The sequence below is a fragment of the Aliiroseovarius zhejiangensis genome, assembly GCF_014656375.1.
In the GTDB taxonomy this organism is placed as follows: domain Bacteria; phylum Pseudomonadota; class Alphaproteobacteria; order Rhodobacterales; family Rhodobacteraceae; genus Aliiroseovarius; species Aliiroseovarius zhejiangensis.
Genome location: NZ_BNCH01000004.1, coordinates 145213 through 170415, shown reverse-complemented (window position 1 = coordinate 170415; position 25203 = coordinate 145213). Strand labels below are relative to the sequence as shown.

Here is a 25203-nt window from a genome sequence, read left to right as displayed (position 1 = left end):
CAACATGGCACTACTTGAAGTTCGTGAACTGAGCGTTCACTTCGACACCCCTGACGGCACAGTCACCGCCGTGGATCGGATCAGTTTCGATCTGACCGCGGGTGAAACACTGGGCGTTGTGGGCGAAAGCGGGTCGGGCAAAAGCCAGACGGTCTTTGCGATCATGGGTCTTTTGGCCCGCAACGGTAAGGCGACCGGCTCGGTCAAGCTGGACGGGGAAGAGATCCTGAACATCTCGACCAGCAGGCTGAACAAAATCCGGGCCCAGAAGATCGCGATGATCTTTCAGGATCCGATGACCTGTCTGAACCCGTTCATGCGGGTGTCCGACCAGATGGCCGAGGTGCTGACCCATCACAAAGGCATCTCGAAATCCGAGGCCGTGCGCCAGTCGGTCGAATTGCTGGATGCGGTGCGCATCCCCGAGGCAAAGAAGCGCGTCACCATGTATCCGCATGAGTTTTCGGGCGGGATGCGCCAGCGGGTCATGATCGCGATGTCGCTTCTGTGCAAGCCCGACATCCTGATCGCGGACGAGCCGACCACGGCGCTGGACGTGACGGTGCAGGCGCAGATCATGAAGCTGCTGGAAGATCTGCAAGCGGAATTCGGCATGTCGATCATTCTGATCACCCATGACCTTGGCGTCGTGGCGGGTTCGTGCAAGGAAACGCTGGTCATGTATGGCGGGCAGCAGATGGAATACGGCACCACCGAGGGCCTGTTTGAGATGCCCACCCATCCTTACACGATGGGCCTTCTGAAAGCCGTGCCGCGCCTTGACCTTGAAAGCCCGCGCCTGGCGACCATTCCGGGCAGCCCGCCCAACATGATGAACATGCCGATCGGCTGCCCATTCTCGCCCCGGTGCGAGTTTGCCATCAAGGATTGTGCCACGATCCGACCGACTCTGAACGGGGTTGCGGGTCGTAAAGTGCGTCGGCGCGCCTGTATCAGACCATTGGAGGAGCTTGTATGAACGCCCAATCGCCTCTGCTGTCCGTCCGTGACCTGAAAGTGTGGTTCGACATCAAGCCCAAGGGCGCGATGCCCTGGACGTCACCCGACAAACTGAAGGCCGTGGATGGTGTCGACTTCGACCTCATGCCCGGTGAAACCCTTGGTATCGTGGGGGAAAGCGGCTGTGGAAAATCCACGCTGGCACGTGCCATCATGCGCATGGTTCCGGCCGAAGGTGGCACCGTTTTGTGGCTGGGGGATGATCTTCTGTCGCTGAACAAACAGGGCATGCGCGAGCATCGCAAAGAGATGCAGATGATCTTTCAGGACCCGCTGGCGTCCCTGAACCCGCGCATGACCATCGGCCAGATCGTGGCCGAGCCGCTCAAGACCCATTACCCCGACGTCTCGAAGGCCGAGGTGAAAACACGCGTGCGTGAGGTGCTGGACCGGGTGGGCATCCTGCCCAACATGATCAACCGCTATCCGCACGAATTTTCCGGTGGGCAATGCCAGCGGATCGGGATCGCGCGTGCGTTGATCTTGCGCCCACAACTGATCATCTGCGACGAACCCGTGTCGGCCCTGGACGTGTCCATTCAGGCGCAGGTGATCAACCTGTTGATGGACATCCAGCAGGAAATGGGGCTGAGCCTGATCTTCATCGCGCACGATCTGTCGGTGGTGAAACACATCTCGACCCGGGTGATGGTGCTGTATCTGGGCAATGTCGTTGAAATCAGCGAGGCCGAGCAGCTTTATCGCGCGCCCGGCCATCCCTATACGCAGGCGCTGATCTCGGCGGTTCCGATTCCGGACCCCAAAGCCCACGCCGAGAATGAGGTGATGTTGCTGGATGCCGACCTGCCGTCACCGCTGAATCCGCCATCGGGCTGCGTGTTCCGCACCCGTTGTCCGCTGGCAGAAAAGGTCTGCGCAGAGACCAAGCCACCGCTGACGGATCGCGGCAACGGGCAACAGGTGGCCTGCCACGTGATCTGACCCGGAGCGTCCCGGTTCACAGAAACCCCGGCCCGTGCCGGGGTTTTCTATTTCTGCTCTGCGGGAAAACCGATCTGGTCCAGTTTCTCGATCACCACTTCGGGTGACAGGCCAAGAACGTCGACCGTGCGGGCTTCCATGTCGAACGCCAGTTCCTCGGCCCCGGCATTTGTCAGGGTCTCGGTGATGGTGGCTTTGCAATGTCCACAGCTCATGTCAGGCACGTAAAATGTTGTCATGGAAACCCCTTTCGCAACGGTGTTTCCCTTTCCATACGCTCAATTTTCAACGGGTCAAGCGCGGGAAAGAAATTTCGTGATACATCTTGACCTTCCAGTGACTGGAAGCCTTATTTAAACTGCACAACCAGATCGGAGTGCCCCATGTCGGCTGCGAATACCCTGACCCTGAAACTTGAAAACCTGTCCTGTGCGTCCTGCGTCGGGCGGGCTGAACGCGCCCTGACCGCTGTCGATGGGGTCGAAAGCGCCCCGGTCAATCTGGCGAATGAAACCGCGCGTGTCGTGTTTTCGGACCCGGCCAGCGCCAACAAGCTGACCGATGCGCTGGATCGTGCGGGCTATCCGGCGCGACGCGAAACCGCGGTGCTGGAGGTCGGGTCGATGACCTGCGCGTCCTGCGTCGGGCGGGTCGAGCGGATCCTGGCTGCAACCCCCGGTGTGCTGGAGGCACGGGTCAACCTGGCCTCGGAGCGGGCGTTCGTGACCTATCTGGCCGGTGCCGTTACCCCGGACGATCTGGCCGCGAAAGTGACGAAGGCAGGATTTCCGTCGCGCCCGCGTGACGATGGCGCCGCCGACGGACCACGCGACAAAGAGGCCGAGGCGCAGGCTCTGAAGCAAAGGGCGCTTCTGGCCGCCGCCCTGACCTTGCCGGTGTTCATCCTTGAAATGGGCGGGCATCTTTTTCCGCCCTTCCACCACTGGATTGCGCGCACCATCGGCCTTGGTACCTCGCACTGGATCCAGCTTGTTCTGACGACGATTGTCATGGCCGGGCCGGGTCGCGTGTTCTTTGCCAAGGGCATTCCCGCGCTGTTGCGCGGCGCGCCCGAGATGAACGCACTGGTCGCGCTGGGCACCTCTGCCGCCTATCTTTATTCGGTCGTTTCGGTGGTCGCGCCGGGCATCCTGCCGGCCGGCACGGCGAATGTCTATTTTGAAGCCGCCGCCGTCATCATCGTGCTGATCCTGATCGGTCGCTGGATGGAGGCGCGCGCCAAGGGCCGCACCGGAGAGGCCATTCGCGCCCTTGTGGCACTTGCCCCCAACGAGGCGTTGGTAGACGCCGATGGCAAGATCCTGACCCGCCCCGTATCGCAAGTTGTCACAGGCGAAATTGTCGTCATCCGCCCCGGCGAACGCGTGCCGCTGGACGGCGAGGTGATCGAGGGCGAAAGCCTTGTTGACGAAAGCATGATCACCGGCGAACCCGTACCCGTGGCCAAGGCGAAGGGCGACAGCGTGACAGGCGGCACCGTGAACGGGAAGGGCGCGTTGAAGGCGCGGGTCACGGCGGTGGGGCCGGATACACTTTTGTCGCAGATCGTGCGGATGGTCGAAGACGCGCAAGGCGCGCGCCTGCCCATTCAGGCGCTGGTCGACCGGATCACGGCGGTGTTCGTGCCCATTGTGATGGGAATCGCGGCATTGACCGTGCTGGTCTGGCTGGTGTTTGGTCCCGATCCTGCGCTGGGTCTGGCGCTAGTCGCGGGCGTGTCGGTTCTGATCATCGCCTGCCCCTGCGCGATGGGATTGGCGACGCCCACCTCGATCATGGTGGGCACCGGACGGGCGGCGCAGCTGGGTGCCTTGTTTCGACGGGGCGATGCGTTGCAATCGCTGCAATCCGCGCAGGTCGTGGCCTTCGACAAGACCGGCACCCTGACACAGGGTCGGCCCGAGATGACGGCTTTCGAAACCGTGGGGGACCGCGAGGCAGATACCGTTCTGGCCATGGTCGCCGGGGCCGAGGCACAAAGCGAGCACCCATTGGCGCAAGCGATCCTGCGCGGAGCCGAGGAACGTGGTGTTACCCCTTTGCAAGCCAGCAACGTGCAGACCGTGACCGGGTTTGGATTGCAGGCCGAGATTGAAGGATCGCCCCTTCTGGTTGGATCGCAGAAATTCATGGAGCGTGAAAGCATTCCGCTGGACGATCTGGTCGACCGCGCCGGTCCGATGCGCGCGCAAGGTCAAACCGTGTTTTTCGTCGCCATAGATAGGCAGCTTTGCGCATTGATTGGTGTGTCTGACCCGATCAAGCCGGATACTGCCCCCGCACTTGCCGCGCTGCGTGCGATGGGCAAGCAACTTGCCATGATCACGGGGGATGACCCGGCGACGGCCAAGGCGATCGCCACCCAGTTGGGCATCGATCATGTCGAAGCCGGGGTGCTGCCCGACGGCAAGGTTGCCGCGATCGAGGCGTTGCAGAACGATGTCGGCAAGGTGGCTTTTGTCGGTGATGGGATCAACGATGCGCCTGCGCTGGCAAGCGCCGATGTGGGTCTGGCCATCGGCACCGGCACGGATGTTGCGATTGAAGCGGCAGATGTCGTGTTGTCGTCCGGCGCGTTGTCGGGTGTGGTCAACGCCTTTGAGATCAGCCGCCGCACTATGACCAACATCCGGCAAAACCTGTTCTGGGCCTTTGGCTATAACGTGTTGCTGATCCCGGTGGCCGCCGGAGTGCTCTATCCAGTCTGGGGCTTGCTTCTGTCCCCGATGCTGGGGGCGGGGGCGATGGCGACGTCCTCGGTCCTTGTGTTGACCAACGCCTTGCGCCTGCGCTTTGTCCGCCCGCTGCTGGAGGAGACCTCATGAACATTTCCCAGGCTGCCCAACGCACCGGATTGCCCGCCAAGACCATCCGCTATTACGAGGATATCGGGCTTGTCACCCCCAGTCGCGACACGAACGGCTATCGCGTCTTCGCTGATCAGGAGTTGCACAAGCTGACATTCCTCGCCAGATCGCGCGCGCTTGGCTTCTCGATCGAGGATTGCCGCGCTCTGTTGGCACTTTATGAAGATCAGTCCCGCGCCAGCAGCGATGTGAAACGCATTGCTGCTCAGCATCTGAAAGAAATCGAAGCGAAAATCGCGGATCTCAGGGCCATGCGTGATACGCTGTCGGAACTGGTGCGCGCCTGTTCGGGGGATGATCGGCCCGACTGCCCGATCCTGAAAGGGATCGAACATGCGGGCGGTCCTGCCCGCAGGTCTTGAGCCACATCAAAGACAGCCCGCTTTTGCAGGTGCAGAAACGTGGCAGGAGGAATAGTCGGCCACCCTGTGGTGTGCCTTGCGCGTAGGATGTCATATCATGGACAAAAGCCCACTTAGCCCTCTGTTCGACCCTCGGTCCGTCGCCGTGTTCGGGGCCAGCCCCTCTGGCCATTCGGTCGGGGCGCTTGCCTATGCCAATCTGGTTGCAGGCGGTTTCGACGGTGCCATTTATCCGATCAATCCCAAACACACGAAAATTGATGCGGCAGTGTGCTATCCGACCATTTCGGATATCGCGAAGGATATTGACCTTGCGGTTATCGCCACCCCGGCACGCACGGTGCCGGGCATCATGCGCGATTGTGCCCAGGCCGGGGTGAAGGCTGCGATCATCCTGTCTGCCGGGTTCAGCGACGGCGACCAGAAGGGTCGCGCTTATGAAAGCCAGGTCATGCACGAGGCGCGCAAGGCCGGCATTCGGGTGCTGGGTCCGAATTGCGTCGGGCTGGTGCGGCCCTGGTTGGGGCTGAACGCCACGTTCCTGAAGTCGCAGGCGCCGAAGGGGCGGTTGGCGATGGTGTCGCAATCGGGGGCGCTGATCTCGGCCATTGCCGATTGGGCCGGACCACACCACTCGGGGTTTTCGGCCATGGTGTCGCTGGGCAGCTCGCTGGATGTCGATATCGGGGACACGCTGGATTATCTGGTGAATGACCCCAAGACCGACGCCATTCTGCTGTATGTCGAAGGGGTGAAGGACGCGCCGAACTTCATGTCGGCGATGCGCCGGGCGGCGCGCCTGAAACCGGTGATCGTTCTGAAATCAGGGCGACATGCGGTCGGTGCCAAGGCCGCGCATACCCATACCGGGGCGCTGATCGGCTCGGATCAGGTGTTTGATGCGGCGCTGGAACGTGTCGGCGCTGTGCGCGTCAACACGCTGGGGCAGCTGTTCGCCGCCGCCGAGCTTTTGGCGAACACAAAGAAAACCTCCGGCGACCGGCTTTGCATCATCACCAATGGGGGCGGGGCCGGGGTGCTGGCTGCGGACCGGGCGGGCGATCTGGATATCAGCCTGCCGCCCCTGTCCGATGCCACCCGCAAGACGCTGGACAAGCTGCTGCCCGCGTACTGGAGCCATGCAAACCCCGTCGACATTCTGGGCGATGCCACGCCCGATGCCTATGGCGCCGCCGTCAAGGCCGCCATTACCGACCCCGAGGTTGATGGCGTTCTGGTTCTGTTGACGCCGCAGGCCATGACCGATGCAACCGCCGCTGCCAAAGCCGTGAAAGCGGCCCTGCCAAAGCGCAACAGGAAACCGGTACTTGCCTGCTGGATGGGCGAAGACGTGGTCGCAGAAGGGCGCAACCTGTTGTCCGAAGCGGGGATCTCCGTCTTCGAGACACCTGAACGGGCGGTCGAGGGGTTTTCGTATCTCGTGCAGCACAATCGCAACCGGCAACTCTCGCTTGAGGTGCCGCGCGCGCGGGCTTTTGAGCAAGGGCTTGATCTGAACGGCGCGCGAATGATCATCGCAAACGCTTTGGCCACCGGGCGCAGCATGCTGTCCGATACCGAAAGCAAGGCATTGCTCAGCGCGTTCAACATCCCAGTGAACCTGACCTTCGAGGCGAAGACGGCGAACGACGCCCTGATCGCTGCCGAAACCGTGCGCTTTCCTGTCGCAATGAAAATCTCGTCCCCAGACGTGTCGCACAAGACCGATGTGGGGGGCGTAAAGATCAACGTCGCACATGCCGCATCGGTGACACGCGCGTTTCACGAGATCATTGCCAATGTCAGGAAGGCCCAACCCGACGCCGAAATCACCGGTGTCACGGTCGAGGCGATGTCACATCTCAGGCAGGCGCGCGAGCTTGTTATCGGCGCCAGCCGCGATCCGGTGTTCGGGCCGACGATCCTGTTCGGGGCTGGTGGCACGATGGTCGAGGTGATGAAAGACAGCGCCGTGGCCCTGCCGCCGTTGAACGCGGTTCTGTCGGAACGCCTGATCAATCGTACACGCGTCTCAAAGGCGCTGGACAGCTTCCGCGACTATGATCCGGTCGATCGGGCGGCGCTGGTGGATGTGCTGAAACGCATCTCGATCATCGTCAGCGAATTGCCCGAGATTGTCGAGCTGGACATCAACCCGTTGTTTGCCGGGCCGGATGGTGTTCTGGCGGTGGATGCGCGCATCACCGTGGCGCGACCGCCATCCAATGACGGCCGCTACGACCACATGGCGATCCACCCCTATCCGCGCCATCTTGCGCGCCAGACCTTCCTGCGCGACGGCACGCCCCTGACCATCCGCCCGATCCGGCCCGAAGATGCCGAGCATGAAAAGCAGTTCATGCGCGACTTGTCGGACGAGGCGAAGATGATGCGTTTCATGGGGTCGGTGAACGAGCTGAGCCCGGAGCTGCTCGCGCAGTTCACCCAGATCGACTATCGCCGGGAAATGGCGCTGGTCGCCATGGCCGAGATCGACGGTGCGCCGGTTCAGGTCGGTGTGGCGCGATACGTGATCAATCCCGATTGGAAAAGCTGCGAATTTGCCGTCGTGGTGTCCGACCGCATTCAGAATCAGGGGCTGGGCACCAAGCTGATGAAGGGGCTGTTCAAGGCCGCGCAGGATCACGGGTTGAAGGTGATCGAAGGCACGGTTCTGCGCAAGAATGCCCCGATGCTGCGCCTGATGAAGGATCTGGGTTTCACTCAGCGGCCCGACCCGGATGACCACGATGTGGTGATCGTCGAACGCGAACTTTAGGCCCGGCACAAAGCAGGTTCAGGAGAGGAGACCGAATGCTGTCCATCATATCGCACCCAGAGTGCCGAGACCACGATGCAGGCCCCCTGCACCCCGAAAGCAAGGCGCGGCTGGATGCGATCAACAACCAGTTGATCATGTCAGGCATGGATTACGTCGTGCGCCACCGCGATGCGCCGCTGGTCGAACGCGCGCAGCTGGAACGGGTGCATGACAGCGATTATCTGGACCGCGTCTATGCGTTGGCACCGGGGCAGGGGATGCAAAGTGTCGAGGTGGACGGCGACACAGTGATGAGCCCGGGCACCTTGCGCGCCGCTGAACGGGCCGCCGGGGCGGGCGTGCTGGGGGTCGATCTGGTGATGTCGAACGAGGCCAACCCCGTCTTTTGCATGATCCGCCCGCCGGGCCACCATGCCGAACGTGACAAGGCGATGGGGTTTTGTCTGTTCAATAATATCGCGGTGGCGGCGGCCCATGCGCTGGACGCGCATGATCTGTCGCGCGTCGCGATCATTGATTTCGACGTGCATCACGGCAACGGCACCGAAGAGATCTTCAAGACCGAACCCCGCGTGCTGTTCTGTTCCAGTTTTCAGCACCCGTTCTATCCCTTCACCGGGCATGAGAAGGAAACCGACAATCTCGTTGATATTCCCCTGTCAGCAGGCGCGGGCAGCGCCGAATTTCGCGAGGCCGTCAGCGCCCATTGGCTGCCGCATCTCAAGGCGTTCAAACCTGAGTTTCTGTTCATCTCGGCCGGGTTCGACGCGCATGTCGCCGATGATATGTCCAGCGTTCAACTGACCGATGCCGACTATGAATGGGTCACGCGCGAGTTGAAGGCAGTGGCAGACGAGTTCGCCGATGGGCGGATCGTCTCGATGCTGGAAGGCGGATACGAACCGGATGTGTTGGCTCGGTCGGTGGTCAAACACCTGAACGTGCTTCTGGGCTGATCAGCCAAACCGCGCAGGATCAAGCGACGCCACGGTGCCTGCGTCCAGTTCGGATGAAGCCCCGGACACGAGATCGGCCAGCAAACGCGATGCCGCCGGGCTGGTCTGGAACCCGTATCCGCCTTGCCCTGCAAACCACAGGAAATTCGCGTCCTGCGGCGATGGACCAATCACCAGATTGCGGTCGGGTGCAAAACTGCGCAGCCCCGCCCAGTTGGCGATCATTCTCGTGACGGGTTCAGTGACCACCTCTTCATACCGGGCCAGCCCTTCGGCCAGAACCATGTCATCGGCCCAGGCGTCCTGCGGGTCGACCGGGTCGGCGTCGGCGGGGGAAACGATCAGGGCACCGGCATCCGGCTTGGCATACCAGCTTTCGCCCGCCCCCATGAACATTGGCCAATCTGCCACGACATGTTCGCCCGGTGACGGAATGCGTGCCATCGACCGGCGGAACGGCTGAATGCCGATGGGCGCGATTCCCGCCATTGCCGCCACCTGATCGGCCCAGGCCCCGGCGGCATTGACCAACATGCGCGCTGAGAAAGTACCTTTTGGAGTCGTCACGATCCAGCCCGCATCATGGCGCGTGATCTGTTCGACGCGCGCGCCGGTGATCACCTCGCCGTCCGCGCGGATCTCGCGGGCGAAGTTCTGGATCAGAAGGTCGGTGTCGATGTCCCATGCGTCCGCGTGATACCCCGCACCCAGGATGGCCTCGGCATTCAGGATGGGCACCATCGCCTGTGCTTCGGTCACCGTGATCGGGTCCATCTTCATGGTCTCGATGTCCTGCGCCAGCGCATCCTCCTGCCCTTTGGTGGCCACGATCATCAACCCGCGCGGGCTGAGCACGCCGCCATTTGCCGTTTCGTGATACGGGCGCGAGGCGTGGTTCAGCGCGATGACACTGGACGCGCCATAGCTTTCTTCGAACATCGCAGCAGACCGGCCCGATGCGTGATAGGCAAGGGCATCTTCAGCTTCGATCAACGTGACGCGGCCCAACCGGGACAACCGCGCGCCCGCTGAAACGCCCGCAATCCCGCCGCCAATAACGATAAAATCCTGCATGATCCCCACCGATCCTGATTCAGTTGAGTGATGATGCGGACAGTTGCATGGGGACGTGAAAAGCGAAAGACCCGGCAATGCCGGGTCAATCGAAATCATGGCATGGGGCGATGCAATCAGCGCCGCCCGAAATCGTCCTGTGTCAGAACACCATCGCCATTGCGGTCCTGCGTCGGAAACCACAGATCGACGCCTGACAGAAACTCGGCGCGCGTGACGCGCCCGTCACCGTCAAGATCGGCGTTCTGACGGGTCATGGCCATCGCGGCGCCGTGCTCCCCCATGCCGGATCGCTTGCCCTGACCCTGACCTTTGCCCTGACCCTGACCTTTGCCTTGGCCTTTGCCCTGACCTTGACCGCCCATCACCGCATACCCGTTTTCCTTCATGTCCGCCTCGCGGGCTTCATCGAACATGACGTATTCTTCTGCGGTCAGCACATCGTCCTCATCGGCATCGAAGGTGGTGAAAATATCGCCACGCCGCTCGCGCGCTTCTTCGACCGTGACGACGCCGTCTTCGTTCAGATCCCAGTTTTCGATGAAGTGCAGGCCGGGCTGCTGTTGGGCGAAGGCCGGAACCGAAAGAAAAGTTAGCAGAATGACAGAAAGGGGTTTCGAGACGTGCATTGTAAGCTCCATTGTTATCTGTTTCTCAAACGCACGGGCGCGGCGTTTCCGTCGCCTGCCACAAAAAAAAGACCCCGCCCGAAGGCGAGGTCCAATGGGGCGTATGCCGGTCAGGTCAGCTGGAGGGGATATCGCCCTCGATCCCTTCGACATAGAAATCCATGCCAGCCAGGGTGCCGTCATCCGCGGTTTCGCCTTCCGCCAGCCAGGCGCTGCCGTCCTGCTTGTTCAGCGGCCCGGTGAACGCGTGATATTCGCCTGAACCCAGCGCGTCACGCAGAGCCTCGGCTTCGGCTTTCACATCGGCTGGCACCGCATCCGAGATCTCGCCAATGCCGACCATGCCGGCCCCGATGCCATCCCAGGTCGATGTGCTTTCCCAGGTGCCATCCATCACGGCTTTGGTCCGCGCGATATAGTAAGGGGCCCAGTTGTCGATGATCGACGAGACGCGCGGCATCGGCGCGTATTCCGACATATCGGACGCCTGACCGAAGGTGATGATGTTCCCGGCCTCCTGTGCGGCAGCCTGCGGGGCGGTCGAGTCGGTGTGTTGCAGGATCACGTCGGCGCCTTGCTCGATCAGGGCCTTGGCCGCGTCGGCTTCCTTGGCCGGGTCAAACCACGTATAGGCCCAGACGATCTTGAACTGAACGTCGGGGTTCACCTTCTTGGCGTGGACATAGGCCGCGTTGATACCGCGGATCACTTCCGGGATCGGGAAGGACGCGATATAGCCGATGATGTTCGATTTGGTCATCTTGCCCGCGATGTGGCCCTGTACGGCGCGCCCTTCATAGAAACGGGCCGAGTAGACGGACACGTTGGGTGCGGTCTTGTAGCCGGTGGCGTGCTCGAATTTCACGTCCGGGAACTTCTCGGCCACGGCAATGGTCGCGTCCATGTAACCGAACGAGGTGGTGAAGATCAGGTCAGCCCCGGCCAGCGCCATCTGGGTGATCGCACGTTCGGCGTCAGCCCCTTCCGGCACACTTTCCTGATAGATGGTTTCGACCTTGTCACCGAACTCTTCCTCCACGGCCAGACGGCCCTGATTGTGTTCATAGGTCCAGCCGCCGTCACCGATCGGGCCGACAAAGATAAAGCCGACCTTGGTCTTGTCCTCGGCCATGGCCGCGCCGGACAGCCCGGCGGCCACGGCCACACTGGCCAGAAGTGTTTTTACTGCACGCATTTCATTCTCCCTTGATGGTTTGAGCAGATTCTGAAGTTTCGTCGTCGCGGTCCCCGCCGTTCTCGGCGGCCTCGCGAATGCGTCGTTGGATGTTGGTTTCGCTTTCCAGAAGCGCGGCCGTCACGATGGCGGACGGGACGGCGATCACCCCCAGCCCGATGAACAGCACAAAGGTGGTGAAAATCTTGCCGCCCGGCGTGATCGGAAACATATCGCCATAGCCCACGGTCGTGAAGCTGGCGACTGCCCACCACAGGCTGTCGGGGATCGAGGTGAAGACCTCGGGCTGGGCGTCGTGTTCAAAAATATAGATCCCCACGGCCGAAACATAAAGCATCAGCGCCGCAATCACGCCGAAAACCATAAGCTCGCCGCGCACCTGCTGAAATGCCACCACCAGACGTTCCATCGCGTGTGACCCGCGAAACAGCTTCAGCAGCCGCACCAGCCGCAACAGGCGGAACGTGCGCACAACCATCCATTGCGGTGTCATCAGGGCGATGGCAGGGGCGATGCTCAGCAGATCAATTATGCCCCAGAAGCTGAATGCGTATCGCAAGGGGCGATTGGCGGTGGCAAGACGTATCAGGTATTCGATGGCGAAAACGGCCAGCAGAAACAGCTCGAACCCAAGCAGAAAGCGGCGCAGGTGATCGGGCAGTTGCGGCATGGTTTCCAACGCAATGGCAACTGCCGAGGCAACAATCAGCACATCCATCACACGCCCGACATTCACACCGCCCAAAGGCTTGTGGCCGTCCAGAATGTCGTGAATGTCGGGTTTGATCATCTGACCGGCCTAATGCGTCGCGTGAAAGATGCGCCCAAGTGAACCCGGTGCGCCATGATTGCCACGCAAAGAGATAACCACAAGCACAAGGATTGTCACGATATAGGGGCTCATCGCCAGGATCTCGACCGGTATCGCGGCGCCTGCGGCTTGCAGGTTCAGCTGAAGCACCGTGATGCCGCCGAACAGATAGGCCCCCAGCAGCACGCGCCACGGACGCCAACTGGCAAACACCACGATGGCAAGGGCGATCCAGCCGGCACCGGCGGTCATCCCTTCGACCCATTGCGGCACTCGCACCAGGCTGACATAGGCCCCGCCCAGCCCGGCACAGGCGCCACCAAAGGCAATCGCCATCAGGCGGACGCGCACCACTTTGTAGCCAAGCGCATGGGCCGCGTCGTGGTTTTCGCCGACACCGCGCAGGATCAGCCCCGCGCGGGTCCGCGTCAGCACATACCAGGTGGCGGCGACGATAATCAGGCTGACATAGACCATGGGGTCGTGCCGGAACAGGATCGGTCCCAGAATGGGAATATCGCCCAGCACGGGGATGTCCCATTTTGCCATGCTTGGCGCCTTCAGCCCTTCGTAAGGTTTGCCAATCAGCGAGGACAGACCCAAGCCGAACAGGGTCAATCCCAGTCCAGTCGCGACCTGGTTCGACATGAGGTATAGCACCAGCACGCCAAACAGCATGGACAGCGCCGCCCCCGCCGCCGCAGCGGCCACAAAGCCGATGGCGGGGCTGCCTGTATTGACACCGATGGCAAAGCCGACCACCGCGCCGGTGATCATCATGCCCTCAACGCCAAGGTTCAGGACACCCGACTTTTCGACCACCGCTTCACCGATGGCCGCCAGAAGGATCGGCGTTGCCGCCACCATCAGGGACGCCAGAAGAAGAAGCGGGTTGATTTGACCAAGATCCATCATCGTTCTCCTTACACGGTCGCGGGGGTGTTGAGGCGAATGCGGTAATGCGACAGGACGTCCATCGCCAGAAGGAAGAACATCAGCATCCCCTGGAACATCTGGATTGCTGCCGCAGGCAGGCCCAGCATCAACTGCGCCAGCTCGCCCCCGATATAGGTCAGCGCCATCAGAAGCCCGGCCAGCAGGATGCCGATGGGATGCAGGCGGCCCAGAAAGGCCACGATGATCGCGGTAAACCCATAGCCCGAGTTGAAGTCGATCGTGACCTGCCCGGCAGGGCCGGACACTTCGAACAGGCCTGCAAGCCCGGCCAGCGCGCCGGACGTACCAAGGCAGAACAGAATCAAACGCGTCGGGTTGACGCCCGCAAACCGGGCTGCGCGCGGAGCCTCTCCAGTCAGGCGCACCTGAAAGCCCAGCATGTGACGGGTCAGCAGGATATAGGCAAAGATGACGGCCACGAAGGCCGCGGCCACCCCCCAGTGCATCCCGGTGCCGCTGATCAGTTCGGTGTTATAGGCGGCAGGAAAGTCGCGGAAATTGCGCGAGCCGGGAAAGCCCATGCCTTCGGGGTTTTTCAAAAGCCCCTGGCTGACGGACGCCAAAAGGTTCTCGGCCACATAGACAAGCATCAGGCTGACGAGGATTTCATTTGTGCCGAATTTCACTTTCAGCACACCGGGGATCATCGCCCAGGCCCAGCCCCCAAGCGCACCGGCCAGCACCATTGCCGGAAAGATCAGCACGCTGTCAGAGGGGTAGAAGGCCAGCCCGACCGCCGCACCGCAGATCGCACCCATGATGTATTGCCCCTCGGCGCCGATGTTCCAGATGCCCGCCCGGAACCCGAGGCTCAGCCCGACGGCGATCAGGATCAGCGGGCCTGCCTTCACCAGAAGCTGCGGGCGGGAATAGGGCCCGAAGGTTTCGTGAAACAACGGATCCCAGAAGATCGTGCGGATGGCTTCCAGGGGCGGTTTTCCCAGCATCCAGAACATGATGCCACCGGCGATCATCGTGGCGATGACGGCCAGAACCGGCGTGAAGCCTGCCCAGAATTTGGACGGTTGAGGGCGTTTTTCCAGATGTATCATGCTGCTGTTTCCCCGTGCACACCGCCCATCATCAGGCCGATCGTTTCAACATCCAGCCCCTGAGTGGGGACGGGGTCGGCCAAGCGGCCCTCGTTCAAGGCGGTGAAGCGGTCGGCGACCTCCATCAACTCGTCAAGATCCTGACTGATCACCACAACCGCAGCACCGTGATGGGCCAGGTCCAGCAGCGATTGCCGGATCGCCGCCGCGGCCGAGGCATCCACCCCCCATGTCGGCTGGTTCACGACCAACACGTCAGGGCGTTGCAAGACCTCGCGCCCGATCACGAATTTCTGCAGATTGCCGCCCGACAGCGACCCCGCCGCATTGTCCGGCCCCGGCGTTCGCACGTCGAAGGCCGTGATGATCCGGCGGGCGAAATCCTCGGTTCTGCCCCATTTCAGGAAGCCCCGGTCAACCAGTTTTTCGCGCACGGCGCCGGTCAGAAGCGCGTTCTCCGTCAAGCTCATATCCGGCGCGGCTGAATGGCCCAGCCGTTCTTCCGGCGCCGTTAACAGGCCGCGCGCCCGGCGGGCATTGGGGTGGAGCAAGGTGATATCGTCACCCCCTAGCGTGATCGCACCCGTCTGGGCGCGGCCTTCACCTGACAGAACAGCCAGCAATTCATCTTGCCCATTGCCCGCCACACCGCCGATGCCCAGAACCTCGCCTTTGCGCACCTCAAGCGAGATGTTGCGCAGGTCGGTGCCGAATTCGGATGGTGATTTCATCGAGACATCTGTCATCGACAGGGCGACGGGGCCGGGGTCTGCGGCCTCGCGGGAGGGCACGTGCAGCGTATCCCCCACCATCATCTCGGCCAGTTGGCGGGCCGATTTCTCGCGCGGGTCGCAGGTGTCGACCACTTTGCCAAGACGCAGGACAGTGGCGTGTTCGCACAAGGTCCGGATTTCTTCCAGCTTGTGCGAGATATACAGGATCGCGGTGCCTTCGGCGGTCAGCTTGCGCAAGGTTTTGAAAAGAATATCAACCTCTTGCGGAGTCAGAACCGAGGTCGGTTCATCCATGATCAACAGCTTCGGGTCTTGCAGCAGACAGCGAATGATCTCGACCCGCTGACGTTCGCCCGCCGACAGATCGCCCACCACGCGATGCGGATCAAGCGGCAGGCCATAGGCCTGGCTCACCTCGCGGATGCGGGCCGACAACACGCGCCGGTCAGGCGGATTGTCCATGCCGAGCGAGATGTTTTCGGCCACCGACAGCGCGTCGAACAGGCTGAAATGCTGAAAAACCATCGTGACTCCGGAACTGCGTGCCGCCGCCGGGTTGACCGGCGCAAAGCTTTCGCCGCGCAGCGTCATCTGCCCTGCATCCGGTTTGACCAGGCCATAGATCATCTTGACCAGTGTCGATTTCCCCGCCCCGTTTTCCCCCAGCAAGGCATGCACCTCGCCCGGCAGGATCGAAAACGAAACCTGATCATTGGCCACGACACCCGGATAGGCTTTCGTCATCCCCTCAAGTGTCAACAGCGCGTTTTGGTGGCGCGTATCCCCTGTCACCGTGCATTCCCCTGTTGTTTTTTTCGTTCTCGGCCACGCTGCCAAGTAGCGCGGCGGCAACCCCGATTGCAATGGCGTGTGGGGTCTTTCCAAGGCCCGGATCTCCGATCGGGCAGCGAATACTGTTGATCTTTACGACATCGTGGCCAAGACCGGCCAACCGCTTGCTGAACCGGGCCCATTTGGTCGCCGACCCGATCAGCCCGGCGCTGGCAAAGGGTCGCGACAAGATCGAATGGCACAGGTCCAGATCAAGGCTGTGGCTGTAGGTCAGGACAAGATGATGTGCGTTCTGCGGGGCCAACCCCACCGCCCGCGCGGGATGGGGTGTCGGCAAAGTCGAGACATTCGCAGGGACACATGCCGGAAACCGATCGACCGCTATGTCGATCCAGGTGATGGCAAGATTGGGCAGCGGGGACAAAACATCGACCAGCGCCCGCCCGACATGCCCGGCGCCATAGATCCAGACGGGTGTATCTGGCCGGGACACGGGTTCGATCATCCAGCCATGCAAAAGTTGTGGGGCTGGGCGCAACCCTTTCGACCGCGCCTGGTCCAGCACGCGTTCCACCGCCAAGGGTGTGGCGTCCGATGGCGCGACCGGTCGCGCAACGATATGGTCCCGCGCCAGACCTGCAAGGTCATCCGCCGCGAAACACTCGGTCAACAGAGTGACCGCCCCGCCGCAGCATTGGCCCAGGTCGGGACCAAGCGGCACACGTTTCAGCGCAGCGCGTTCGCCACTGGCCAACAACGACCGCGCGGCGATGGTGGCGCGATACTCCAGCTCCCCCCCACCGATTGTGCCGCTTTGCCCGTCCCGCCAGACCAGCATGGATGCCCCCACTTCGCGTGGGGTTGAACCGGCGGTGTCTGCAACGACCACGCGGGCGAGGGGGCCGTATCGGGCGATGGTGTCTGCCAGTTGGGTCAGGTCAAAGCTCATCCAGCGCGCACCCGTTCGATGGCGTCCAGAATTTCCTCGGCGGTCGCCGGGGCGTTCAGGTCGTGATAGCCGTCGCCACAGGCCGACACCGCATCTGCCAGCGCAAGCCACGCGGAAATGCCAAGCATCAAGGGGGGTTCACCCACCGCCTTAGAGCGGAACACCGTATTCTCAAGGTTGGGCTGGTCCCACAGATCGACATTGAACACGCGCGGCCGGTCGGAACAGGCCGGGATCTTGTAGGTCGACGGCGCATGGGTGCGCAGCCGTCCTTTATCATCCCACACCAGCTCTTCCGTGGTCAGCCAACCCGCCCCCTGCACATAGCCGCCTTCGACCTGCCCGATGTCAATCGCGGGGTTCAGGCTGCTGCCCGCGTCATGCAGGATGTCGGTGCGCAGGATACGGTTTTCACCGGTCAGCGTGTCTATGATCACCTCGGTCAGCGCGACGCCATGGGCAAAATAGAGGAAAGGACGGCCTTGGCCCTTGGCCCGATCCCAGTTGATGCCTGGCGTCTTGTAAAAGCCCGTGGCCGACAGGCTGACCCGCGCCTCATAGGCCGAGGCGGCAGCGTCGGCAAAGCTGATGGTCTTGCCATTCGGGCCGTGCAGCATACCATCCTCGAACGAGATGTCTTTTGTGCCACATTGCCAAAGCCCGGCGATATGCTCGGCCATACGATCACGTATGGTCAGGCACGCTTCCTGTACCGCCATCCCGTTCAGGTCCGACCCTGACGACGCCGCGGTGGCGGATGTATTGGGCACTTTCGCGGTGTCGGTCGCGGTGATCCTGACCGCCTCGATCGGCACGCCGAAGCTGCGGGCGGCGACCTGCGCGACCTTCAGGAACAGCCCTTGCCCCATTTCGGTGCCGCCATGGTTCATGCGGATCGACCCATCGGCATAGACATGCACCAAGGCGCCCGCCTGATTCAGATGGGTCAGGGTAAAACTGATCCCGAACTTGACCGGCGAATAGGCAAGGCCCTTTTTCAGAACCGGGTTTTCGGCGTTGAACCTGTCGACACCGGCCCGCCGCGCAGCGTAATCCGCGCGCGCCAACAGGGCGTCGGTCATGGCCGGGACGTGAAAGCCCTCGATCGTCTGGCCGTAATGCGTGGTCTGCCCGTCGCGGTAGAAATTGGCCCGCCGTACCTGAACCGGGTCCAGTCCGCGCGCCGCGGCGATGTGATCCAGAATGCGCTCGATCCCCAGAACACCTTGTGGGCCGCCGAAGCCGCGAAAGGCGGTTGCCGACGCCGTATTGGTTTTCAGGCGATGACTTTCGATTTTGACGGCAGGCAAGTGATAGGCGTTGTCGGCATGTAACATTGCCCGGTCAGCCACCGGCAAGGACAGGTCTTGCGACCAGCCACAGCGGGCAAGCTGCGTGACCTCCAGCCCCAGTACGCGGCCTTCGTCATCGACGCCCGCGCGATAGGTGATGCGGAAATCGTGCCGTTTGCCGGTGATCACCATGTCGTCGTCGCGGTCATAGCGCATCTTGCAAGGTCGCCCGGTCCGCAGGGCGGCCACGGCACAGGCCACCGCAAGCGCATTGCCCTGGCTTTCCTTGCCGCCAAACCCGCCGCCCATCCGGCGGGTCTCAACCCGGATGCCGTGCATCGGCACGCCAAGCGCCTCGGCCACCTTGTGCTGAATTTCCGTGGGGTGCTGGGTCGAGCTGTGCACCAGCATGTCACCCGCTTCCTGCGGGATCGCCAGTGCGGCCTGACCTTCCAGATAGAAATGCTCCTGCCCGCCCATCTCGAACGAGCCGGAAAGCGTGTGCGGTGCGGTTTCTATGGCGTCCGCAGCATTGCCGCGCGACCAGATCACAGGGCCACCTTCGAACCGGCTGTCTGCCTCCATCGCCTCGTCGATGGTCAGGATCGCGGGGCGCGGGTCAATGGTGATCTTGGCTTTCCGGGCGGCTTTGCGGGCGGCAAGATGCGTCGTAGCGACCACGAGGAATATCGGCTGGCCGTGATAGAAAACTTCGCCCTGCGCCAGCAAGGGTTCATCGTGAACAGAGGGCGAGACATCGTTGGCATGGGGCAGGTCGATGGCGGTCAGCACATCCACTACGCCCGGCGACTGGCGCACATCTGACAAATCGGCATGGGTGATCACGCCGCGCGCCGTATCGCTGAGCCCAAAGGCCAGATGCAGGCAGTTTGCGGGCGTTGGGATGTCATCGACATAACGCGCCTGGCCAGTCACGTGCAGGCGGGCCGCATCATGGGGCAGGGGGCGACCGACGCTCATGACTGCACCTCAAGCACCGATGTGGAGTGGCCCTGATCCTCGTGCCAATAGCGCAGCAGCATGTTCTGCGCGGTTCGCATGCGATAGCTTGCCGATGCCCGCATATCGGACATTGGTGTAAAGTCTTTTTCAAACGCAGGCAGGGCGGCGCGAACTGTCGCCTCGGACCAATCCTTTCCAATCAATGCGGTTTCGACATGGGATGCCCGTTTCGGAATGCCCGCCATGCCGCCAAAGACGATGCGCGCATCGGTGATCGCCCCGTCCTGCACCGAGAGGTTGAACGCCCCGAGAACAGCCGAGATATCCTGATCGAACCGTTTTGACAGTTTGTAAACGCGCAGCCGGTCCGGTTGGCGCGGGAACGAAACCGCTTCGACAAACTCGCCCGGTTGGCGGTCCTGCTTGCCATAGTCGATGAAAAACTGTTCCAACGGGATCGCACGACGATCATTTCCGCGTCGCAGATGAAGCGTGGCATCAAGCGCGATCAGCGCGGGCGGTGTGTCCCCAATGGGGGATCCGTTGGCGATATTGCCGCCGATCGTGGCCACATTGCGCACCTGGACCGATGCGAACCGGCGCAGCATCTCGGCGAAATGCGGGTGGAGCGGGGCGATGACCTTGCGCAAAAACTCCAGCGTGACGCCGGCGCCGATGCGAATGTCCTTATCGCCAATTTTCACATCTTTCAGATCCTTCACCCCGTTCAGGAAGATGACCGGGTTCAGATCGCGCAGCGCCTTGGTGGCCCACAACCCGACATCCGTCGCCCCGGCAATCAGCGTGGCATGGGGAGAGGTCATCAAAGCATGGGCCAAGGCCTCCGATGTTTCCGGCCGCGCGATATCGGCGTGGTCGGCGGCTTCGGGCAAGCTGCCGGGGGTCGGGTCGAACCCCTCGGGCACGGGTGTCTGCGCTGCGTCCTCTGCAGCGCGGATGATCGGAGCATAGCCCGTGCAACGGCACAAATTGCCCGCCAGCACGTCATCATGGTTCCGATCGTCATTCAGATGGGCCGCGGCCAGGGACATTGTGATGCCGGGTGTGCAAAAACCGCATTGCGATCCGTGTTTCTCGACCATCGCATCCTGGACCGGGTGCAACTGGTCGCCCTGCGCCAACCCCTCGATCGTGGTCAGGGATTTGCCGTTCAACTGGCCTAGAAACAGGATGCAGGCATTGACCGCTTTCGCCCCGTCGCTGTCGGCGACCATGATCGTGCACGCCCCACAATCGCCTTCGTTGCAGCCTTCCTTGGTGCCGGTCAATCCCTGGGAGTCGCGCAGCCAATCCAGCGTGGTCCGTGTGGGGTCCACGTCATGCAGCGTCACACTCTCTCCGTTCAGAAGAAAGGCGATATCCATGAGATGCGTCCTGCCGCGTTACCCTGTTGTGGCCCCGGTTTGCCTGCCCTCGATGCGGCGTAGAAAACAGGCGGGGTTTATTTTTCTGTCTATCAAACAAAGCCGAGAATCGCCCTTCTGGCAAGAATTTCCTTCTTCGCAGGCGCAGCAAGGATGCAGCGATTTGATTTGATTTGGGAATGGGCAATATGTATGCAAATGTATGCCAATATTGGAGCGCAAATGATTACTCAACTTCATCACGTTCAGCTGGCCATGCCACACGGGCAGGAAGCGCAAGCCATCGGCTTTTATTCAGACCTTCTGGGCTTTGCAACGGAACCGAAACCCAAGGCGTTGGCGGCACGCGGCGGGGTCTGGTTTCGGCAAGGCGACGTGCGCGTCCATCTGGGTGTGGAAACGCCGTTTACGCCGGCGCGCAAAGCCCATCCCGCCTTTCTGTGCGATGAACTTGACGCCTTGGCGCGGCGGTTGGGCGATGCGAAGTACCCGGTGGAATGGGATCAGAACCTTGCGGGTTTCAAACGTTTCTATACCGCAGATCCCTTCGGCAACCGGATCGAAATTCTGCACCCCACCGCGTGATCCTTTCTGCGCTTTCCCCCCGCCGGGCGGTCGTCTAGTTTGGCAACATGACGAACCAACCCCGATTCATTCACCTGCGCGTTCATACGGAGTATTCGCTGCTGGAAGGCGCGATTCCGGTCAAGAAGCTGCCGGGCCTGTGCGCGGCGGCAGGCATGCCTGCGGTGGCGATCACCGACACCAACAACATGTTCGCGGCGCTGGAGTTTTCCGTCACTGCGGCCGGGCAGGGGGTGCAACCAATCATCGGCTGTCAGGTCGACGTGGCTTTCGACACGCCCGCCCCCGGCGAAAAACCTCGCCCTGCCGCGCCGGTCGTGCTGCTGGCACAGTCCGAGCGCGGGTATGAGAACCTGATGAAGCTCAATTCCTGCCTTTACATCGACAAGGGCGGTGAGCTGCCGCAGGTGAAACTTGATGAACTGGAACGCTACCCGGACGGCTTGATCTGCCTGACGGGCGGAGCGCTGGGGCCGGTGGGGCAGTTCCTGCAATCCGGCCAGCGTGCGAAGGCTGAGGCCCTGATGCAACGCCTCCACGCCTGTTATGGCGACCGGCTTTATGTTGAACTGCAACGCCATCCCGGCGACAGCGGCCAGACCACGCAGGCCGAACGCGCGACCGAGCAGGGCTTTGTCGAGATGGCCTATCAGATGGGCATTCCGCTGGTGGCGACCAATGATGCCTATTTTCCGCAGCAAAAGCTGTACGAGGCCCATGACGCGCTGATCTGCATCAAGGAAGGCGCCTATGTTGACCAGCAAGAAGGGCGCCGTCGTCTGACGCCGCAGCATTACTTCAAAAGCCCCGAGGAAATGATCACGCTGTTCGCCGATCTGCCCGAGGCTATTGATAACACGGTCGAGATTGCCCGCCGCTGTGCCTTCATGGCCTATCGCCGCGATCCGATTCTGCCGAAATTTGCCGATGACGAGGTGCAGGAATTGCGCCGTCAGGCTAACGAGGGCTTGCAGGCCCGTCTTGCCGTGATCCCCCACGCGGTCAGCGTCGAAGAATACCAGAAACGGCTGGACTTCGAACTGGATATCATCGAGGGCATGGGCTTCCCCGGCTATTTCCTGATCGTGGCTGATTTCATCAAATGGGCCAAGGATCACGAGATTCCGGTCGGGCCGGGTCGTGGGTCGGGTGCGGGCAGTCTGGTGGCCTATGCGCTGACCATCACCGACCTTGACCCCTTGCGATATTCCCTTCTGTTCGAACGGTTCCTGAACCCCGAACGTGTGTCGATGCCTGACTTTGACATCGACTTTTGCATGGATCGCCGGGAAGAGGTGATCCGCTATGTGCAAGAGAAATACGGCCGCGACAAGGTCGGCCAGATCATCACCTTCGGTGCGCTTCTGTCCAAGGCGGCCGTGCGCGATGTGGGGCGCGTTCTGCAAATGCCATATGGACAGGTGGACCGCCTGTCCAAACTGATCCCGGTCGAAGGTGTCAAACCTGTCTCGATCGAAAAAGCATTGGCAGACGAACCGCGCCTGCGCGAAGAAGCGCGCGCAGAAGAGGTGGTCGACCGGTTGCTGACCTATGGCCAGCAGGTCGAAGGGCTGTTGCGCAATGCCTCGACCCACGCGGCGGGGGTTGTGATCGGTGACCGACCGCTGGACGAGCTGGTGCCGCTGTATCAGGATCCCAAGTCGGACATGCCAGCGACCCAGTTCAATATGAAATGGGTAGAGCAGGCCGGTCTTGTGAAGTTCGACTTTCTGGGCCTGAAAACGCTGACCGTAATCCAGAATGCCGTGGATCTGATCCGGGGACAGGGGCGCGATATCCATACGGGTCCGAATGGTGAAACGCTATATGATCCGCCCGAAGGGACCGAGAACGAGATCAACACCATCCCGCTGGACGATGAAGCGACCTACAAGCTCTATGCTGCAGCCAAGACGGTCGCTGTATTCCAGGTGGAAAGCAGCGGCATGATGGACGCGCTTCGGCGTATGAAACCGACCTGCATCGAGGATATCGTAGCTCTGGTGGCCCTGTATCGCCCCGGCCCGATGGAGAACATCCCGACTTATTGCGAGGTCAAGAACGGGCTGCGCGAGATTGAAAGCGTGCACCCCCTGATTGACCACATTCTTGAGGAAACGCAGGGCATCATCGTTTATCAGGAACAGGTGATGCAGATCGCGCAGGTCATGGCGGGCTATTCGCTTGGCGGAGCGGACCTTCTGCGCCGGGCAATGGGTAAGAAGATCAAAGAGGCGATGGACGCCGAACGCCCGAAATTTGAAAAGGGCGCGGCAGAGAACGGGGTCGACAAGAAGAAAGCCTCGGAAGTTTTCGACCTTCTGGAAAAATTTGCCAATTACGGCTTCAACAAATCGCACGCCGCCGCCTATGCGGTGGTCAGCTATCAGACTGCGTGGCTCAAGGCGAACCACCCGGTCGAGTTCATGGCCGGCGTGATGAACTGCGATATTCACCTGACCGACAAGCTGTCCGTCTATGCCCACGAAGTGCGGCGGGGTATGGAGATCGAGATCGTGCCGCCCTGCGTCAACCGATCGCTCGAGACGTTCAGCGTCGATCAGGGCCGCGTGGTCTATGGGCTGGGGGCACTGAAAAACGTTGGGATCGAGGCGATGAAGCTGGTGGTCGATGGGCGTAAGGTCGACGGAGTCGACAAGCCGTTCGCGACGCTGTTCGATTTTGCACGCCGCGTTGATCTGAAACGTGTCGGCAAACGCCCGATGGAAATGCTGGCGCGCGCAGGCGCGTTCGATGAATTGGACCCCAACCGCCGTCGCGTGTTCGACAGCCTTGATGCGCTGGTCAGCTATTCTGCCGCAATCCATGAGCAGCGGGCCTCTAATCAGGTGTCGCTGTTTGGCGAGGCGGGCGACGATCTGCCCGAACCGCGCCTGTCCCCGGTGGGCGACTGGCTGCCCAACGAACGGCTGGCCGAGGAGCACAAGGCGATCGGGTTTTACCTGTCCGGCCACCCGCTGGACGACTATCTGCCGGCGTTGAAACGCAAGGGGATCATGACCCTGCGCGAGCTGCGCGACAAGGCGGAACGCTCTGGCGCCGCGGTTGGCAAAGTGGCGGTGAATGTCAGCGGGTTGCAGGCGCGCAAATCCGCCCGTGGCAACCAGTTCTTTCGCCTGAACATTGACGATCCGACCGAACAGGTGTCGGGCATCCTGCTGTTCGCCGATGACTTTGAAGCCTGCCGCAAGGTCTTTGACGAAACCATGCAGGTGGTCATGCAGTTGGAAGGCCGCTTCGAGGAAGGCCAGTTCGACCCGCGCGGCCGGTCGGTTGCGCCCCTGGATGCGGTGATTGCCGACGCGGGTGGCATGGCGCTGAAGCTGTATTTGGATCAGGCTGACGCCCTGTCCCAAGTCGCGACCCTTTTGAACGACGCGGTGGAAAAAGCGCGGAATGTGCGACCGGGGGAGGTTTCTGTCTGCTTGATGGACCCGTCGCTGCCCGGCGAGGTCGAAATGACACTGGGCCAGTCATTTCCGCTGAACCCGCAAATCAAGGGCGCATTGAAGTCGCTGCCCGGCGTGGTGGACGTGGAAGAGGTGTAAGGGGCGTTGCCCCTCTGCGCTAGCGCGCATTCACCCGAGGATATTTTTGGCCAGAAGAAGCTGGCGCGTCAGTAGTGGGGCGGCCGCTCATCGCCCAGGATCACACCACCGGAATTGGCCTGTTCCCGCTCTGCCTCGCGCTCCATCAACATGCGCACCCGGTGGGTCAGTTTTGACAGCTCCGTGTCCTGCCGGGCCACAACCTCGTTCAGTTCCTCGACCTGGCGGGTCAGGTGGGCGACGGTTTCTTCAAGTTGGGTCAGGCG

The 25203-nt window shown here is 61.7% G+C and carries 20 protein-coding genes; 8 read left to right on the top strand and 12 right to left on the bottom strand.

Annotation, left to right across the window (positions count from 1 at the left end):
• Positions 1-4: 4 nt before the first annotated feature.
• The gene (locus IE188_RS10745; protein WP_191286493.1) at positions 5-979 is read left to right on the top strand and encodes an oligopeptide/dipeptide ABC transporter ATP-binding protein; all 975 of its coding nucleotides are present in this window, start codon (positions 5-7) and stop codon (positions 977-979) included.
• On the top strand, positions 976-1962 hold the full coding sequence (gene oppF, locus IE188_RS10740) for a murein tripeptide/oligopeptide ABC transporter ATP binding protein OppF (protein WP_191286492.1): 987 nt from the start codon (positions 976-978) through the stop codon (positions 1960-1962). Before IE188_RS10745 ends, oppF begins: the two co-directional genes overlap by 4 nt.
• Positions 1963-2009: 47 nt before the next feature.
• Here the strand turns inward: oppF and IE188_RS10735 are convergent, their stop codons facing one another.
• Entirely contained in the window at positions 2010-2201 is a 192-nt protein-coding gene (locus IE188_RS10735) for a heavy-metal-associated domain-containing protein (RefSeq protein WP_191286491.1), read from the bottom strand.
• Between the two features lie 144 nt (positions 2202-2345).
• Between IE188_RS10735 and IE188_RS10730 the strand changes: the two genes are divergently transcribed.
• From IE188_RS10730 to IE188_RS10715, 4 genes are all read left to right on the top strand, one after another.
• Positions 2346-4808 (top strand): heavy metal translocating P-type ATPase, encoded by a 2463-nt coding sequence (locus IE188_RS10730; RefSeq protein ID WP_191286490.1) that lies wholly within the window; start codon positions 2346-2348, stop codon positions 4806-4808.
• Positions 4805-5212 carry a Cu(I)-responsive transcriptional regulator gene (gene cueR, locus IE188_RS10725; protein WP_191286489.1) on the top strand — a complete coding sequence of 136 codons (408 nt, stop codon included), beginning with the start codon at positions 4805-4807 and terminating at the stop codon, positions 5210-5212. Before IE188_RS10730 ends, cueR begins: the two co-directional genes overlap by 4 nt.
• A 97-nt stretch (positions 5213-5309) precedes the next feature.
• Complete coding sequence (locus IE188_RS10720; protein ID WP_191286488.1) at positions 5310-7991, top strand: bifunctional acetate--CoA ligase family protein/GNAT family N-acetyltransferase; 2682 nt, start codon at positions 5310-5312, stop codon at positions 7989-7991.
• A 35-nt stretch (positions 7992-8026) separates the two neighbouring features.
• Positions 8027-8950 (top strand): histone deacetylase family protein, encoded by a 924-nt coding sequence (locus tag IE188_RS10715; RefSeq protein WP_191286487.1) that lies wholly within the window; start codon positions 8027-8029, stop codon positions 8948-8950.
• On the opposite strand, the gene IE188_RS10710 is transcribed toward IE188_RS10715, so the two are convergent.
• The 10 genes from IE188_RS10710 to xdhA form a co-directional block, all read right to left on the bottom strand.
• Positions 8951-10024 carry an NAD(P)/FAD-dependent oxidoreductase gene (locus tag IE188_RS10710; RefSeq protein ID WP_191286486.1) on the bottom strand — a complete coding sequence of 358 codons (1074 nt, stop codon included), beginning with the start codon at positions 10022-10024 and terminating at the stop codon, positions 8951-8953. It abuts the gene before it with no gap.
• A gap of 116 nt (positions 10025-10140) precedes the next feature.
• Positions 10141-10665, bottom strand: coding sequence for an EF-hand domain-containing protein (locus IE188_RS10705; RefSeq protein ID WP_229836735.1), 525 nt, complete (start codon positions 10663-10665; stop codon positions 10141-10143).
• 103 nt (positions 10666-10768) lie between these two features.
• Positions 10769-11848, bottom strand: a complete 1080-nt coding sequence (locus IE188_RS10700) for a BMP family ABC transporter substrate-binding protein (RefSeq protein ID WP_191286485.1) — start codon at positions 11846-11848, stop codon at positions 10769-10771.
• Between the two features lies 1 nt (position 11849).
• On the bottom strand, positions 11850-12638 hold the full coding sequence (locus tag IE188_RS10695; protein WP_191286484.1) for an ion transporter: 789 nt from the start codon (positions 12636-12638) through the stop codon (positions 11850-11852).
• A gap of 9 nt (positions 12639-12647) precedes the next feature.
• Positions 12648-13571, bottom strand: coding sequence for an ABC transporter permease (locus IE188_RS10690; RefSeq protein ID WP_191286483.1), 924 nt, complete (start codon positions 13569-13571; stop codon positions 12648-12650).
• An 11-nt stretch (positions 13572-13582) separates the two neighbouring features.
• Complete coding sequence (locus IE188_RS10685; protein WP_191286482.1) at positions 13583-14668, bottom strand: ABC transporter permease; 1086 nt, start codon at positions 14666-14668, stop codon at positions 13583-13585.
• The gene (locus IE188_RS10680) at positions 14665-16146 is read right to left on the bottom strand and encodes an ABC transporter ATP-binding protein (protein ID WP_191286662.1); all 1482 of its coding nucleotides are present in this window, start codon (positions 16144-16146) and stop codon (positions 14665-14667) included. The genes IE188_RS10685 and IE188_RS10680 overlap by 4 nt, the downstream gene beginning before the upstream one ends.
• Positions 16147-16150: 4 nt before the next feature.
• Positions 16151-17143: a xanthine dehydrogenase accessory protein XdhC gene (gene xdhC, locus IE188_RS10675; RefSeq protein WP_191286481.1), complete on the bottom strand. Its 993-nt coding sequence runs from the start codon at positions 17141-17143 to the stop codon at positions 16151-16153.
• Positions 17140-19416: a xanthine dehydrogenase molybdopterin binding subunit gene (gene xdhB, locus IE188_RS10670; protein ID WP_191286480.1), complete on the bottom strand. Its 2277-nt coding sequence runs from the start codon at positions 19414-19416 to the stop codon at positions 17140-17142. The genes xdhC and xdhB overlap by 4 nt, the downstream gene beginning before the upstream one ends.
• Positions 19413-20783, bottom strand: a complete 1371-nt coding sequence (gene xdhA, locus IE188_RS10665; protein WP_191286479.1) for a xanthine dehydrogenase small subunit — start codon at positions 20781-20783, stop codon at positions 19413-19415. The genes xdhB and xdhA overlap by 4 nt, the downstream gene beginning before the upstream one ends.
• A 222-nt stretch (positions 20784-21005) precedes the next feature.
• Between xdhA and IE188_RS10660 the strand changes: the two genes are divergently transcribed.
• Positions 21006-21368 carry a VOC family protein gene (locus IE188_RS10660; protein ID WP_191286478.1) on the top strand — a complete coding sequence of 121 codons (363 nt, stop codon included), beginning with the start codon at positions 21006-21008 and terminating at the stop codon, positions 21366-21368.
• A gap of 47 nt (positions 21369-21415) precedes the next feature.
• Complete coding sequence (gene dnaE, locus IE188_RS10655) at positions 21416-24937, top strand: DNA polymerase III subunit alpha (RefSeq protein WP_191286477.1); 3522 nt, start codon at positions 21416-21418, stop codon at positions 24935-24937.
• Between the two features lie 68 nt (positions 24938-25005).
• Here the strand turns inward: dnaE and IE188_RS10650 are convergent, their stop codons facing one another.
• Entirely contained in the window at positions 25006-25200 is a 195-nt protein-coding gene (locus IE188_RS10650) for a SlyX family protein (protein WP_191286661.1), read from the bottom strand.
• Positions 25201-25203: the final 3 nt, after the last annotated feature.

Coding starts and splice junctions, on each gene's coding strand:
- IE188_RS10720 (WP_191286488.1), top strand. CDS start 5,310: ATGGACAAAAGCCCACTTAGCCCTCTGTTCGACCCTCGGTCCGTCGCC.
- IE188_RS10730 (WP_191286490.1), top strand. CDS start 2,346: ATGTCGGCTGCGAATACCCTGACCCTGAAACTTGAAAACCTGTCCTGT.
- IE188_RS10695 (WP_191286484.1), bottom strand. CDS start 12,638: ATGATCAAACCCGACATTCACGACATTCTGGACGGCCACAAGCCTTTG.
- IE188_RS10735 (WP_191286491.1), bottom strand. CDS start 2,201: ATGACAACATTTTACGTGCCTGACATGAGCTGTGGACATTGCAAAGCC.
- IE188_RS10680 (WP_191286662.1), bottom strand. CDS start 16,146: ATGACGAAAGCCTATCCGGGTGTCGTGGCCAATGATCAGGTTTCGTTT.
- xdhC (WP_191286481.1), bottom strand. CDS start 17,143: ATGAGCTTTGACCTGACCCAACTGGCAGACACCATCGCCCGATACGGC.
- IE188_RS10715 (WP_191286487.1), top strand. CDS start 8,027: ATGCTGTCCATCATATCGCACCCAGAGTGCCGAGACCACGATGCAGGC.
- oppF (WP_191286492.1), top strand. CDS start 976: ATGAACGCCCAATCGCCTCTGCTGTCCGTCCGTGACCTGAAAGTGTGG.
- IE188_RS10700 (WP_191286485.1), bottom strand. CDS start 11,848: ATGCGTGCAGTAAAAACACTTCTGGCCAGTGTGGCCGTGGCCGCCGGG.
- IE188_RS10685 (WP_191286482.1), bottom strand. CDS start 14,668: ATGATACATCTGGAAAAACGCCCTCAACCGTCCAAATTCTGGGCAGGC.
- IE188_RS10710 (WP_191286486.1), bottom strand. CDS start 10,024: ATGCAGGATTTTATCGTTATTGGCGGCGGGATTGCGGGCGTTTCAGCG.
- xdhA (WP_191286479.1), bottom strand. CDS start 20,783: ATGGATATCGCCTTTCTTCTGAACGGAGAGAGTGTGACGCTGCATGAC.
- IE188_RS10690 (WP_191286483.1), bottom strand. CDS start 13,571: ATGGATCTTGGTCAAATCAACCCGCTTCTTCTTCTGGCGTCCCTGATG.
- IE188_RS10745 (WP_191286493.1), top strand. CDS start 5: ATGGCACTACTTGAAGTTCGTGAACTGAGCGTTCACTTCGACACCCCT.
- cueR (WP_191286489.1), top strand. CDS start 4,805: ATGAACATTTCCCAGGCTGCCCAACGCACCGGATTGCCCGCCAAGACC.
- dnaE (WP_191286477.1), top strand. CDS start 21,416: ATGACGAACCAACCCCGATTCATTCACCTGCGCGTTCATACGGAGTAT.
- IE188_RS10705 (WP_229836735.1), bottom strand. CDS start 10,665: ATGGAGCTTACAATGCACGTCTCGAAACCCCTTTCTGTCATTCTGCTA.
- xdhB (WP_191286480.1), bottom strand. CDS start 19,416: ATGAGCGTCGGTCGCCCCCTGCCCCATGATGCGGCCCGCCTGCACGTG.
- IE188_RS10660 (WP_191286478.1), top strand. CDS start 21,006: ATGATTACTCAACTTCATCACGTTCAGCTGGCCATGCCACACGGGCAG.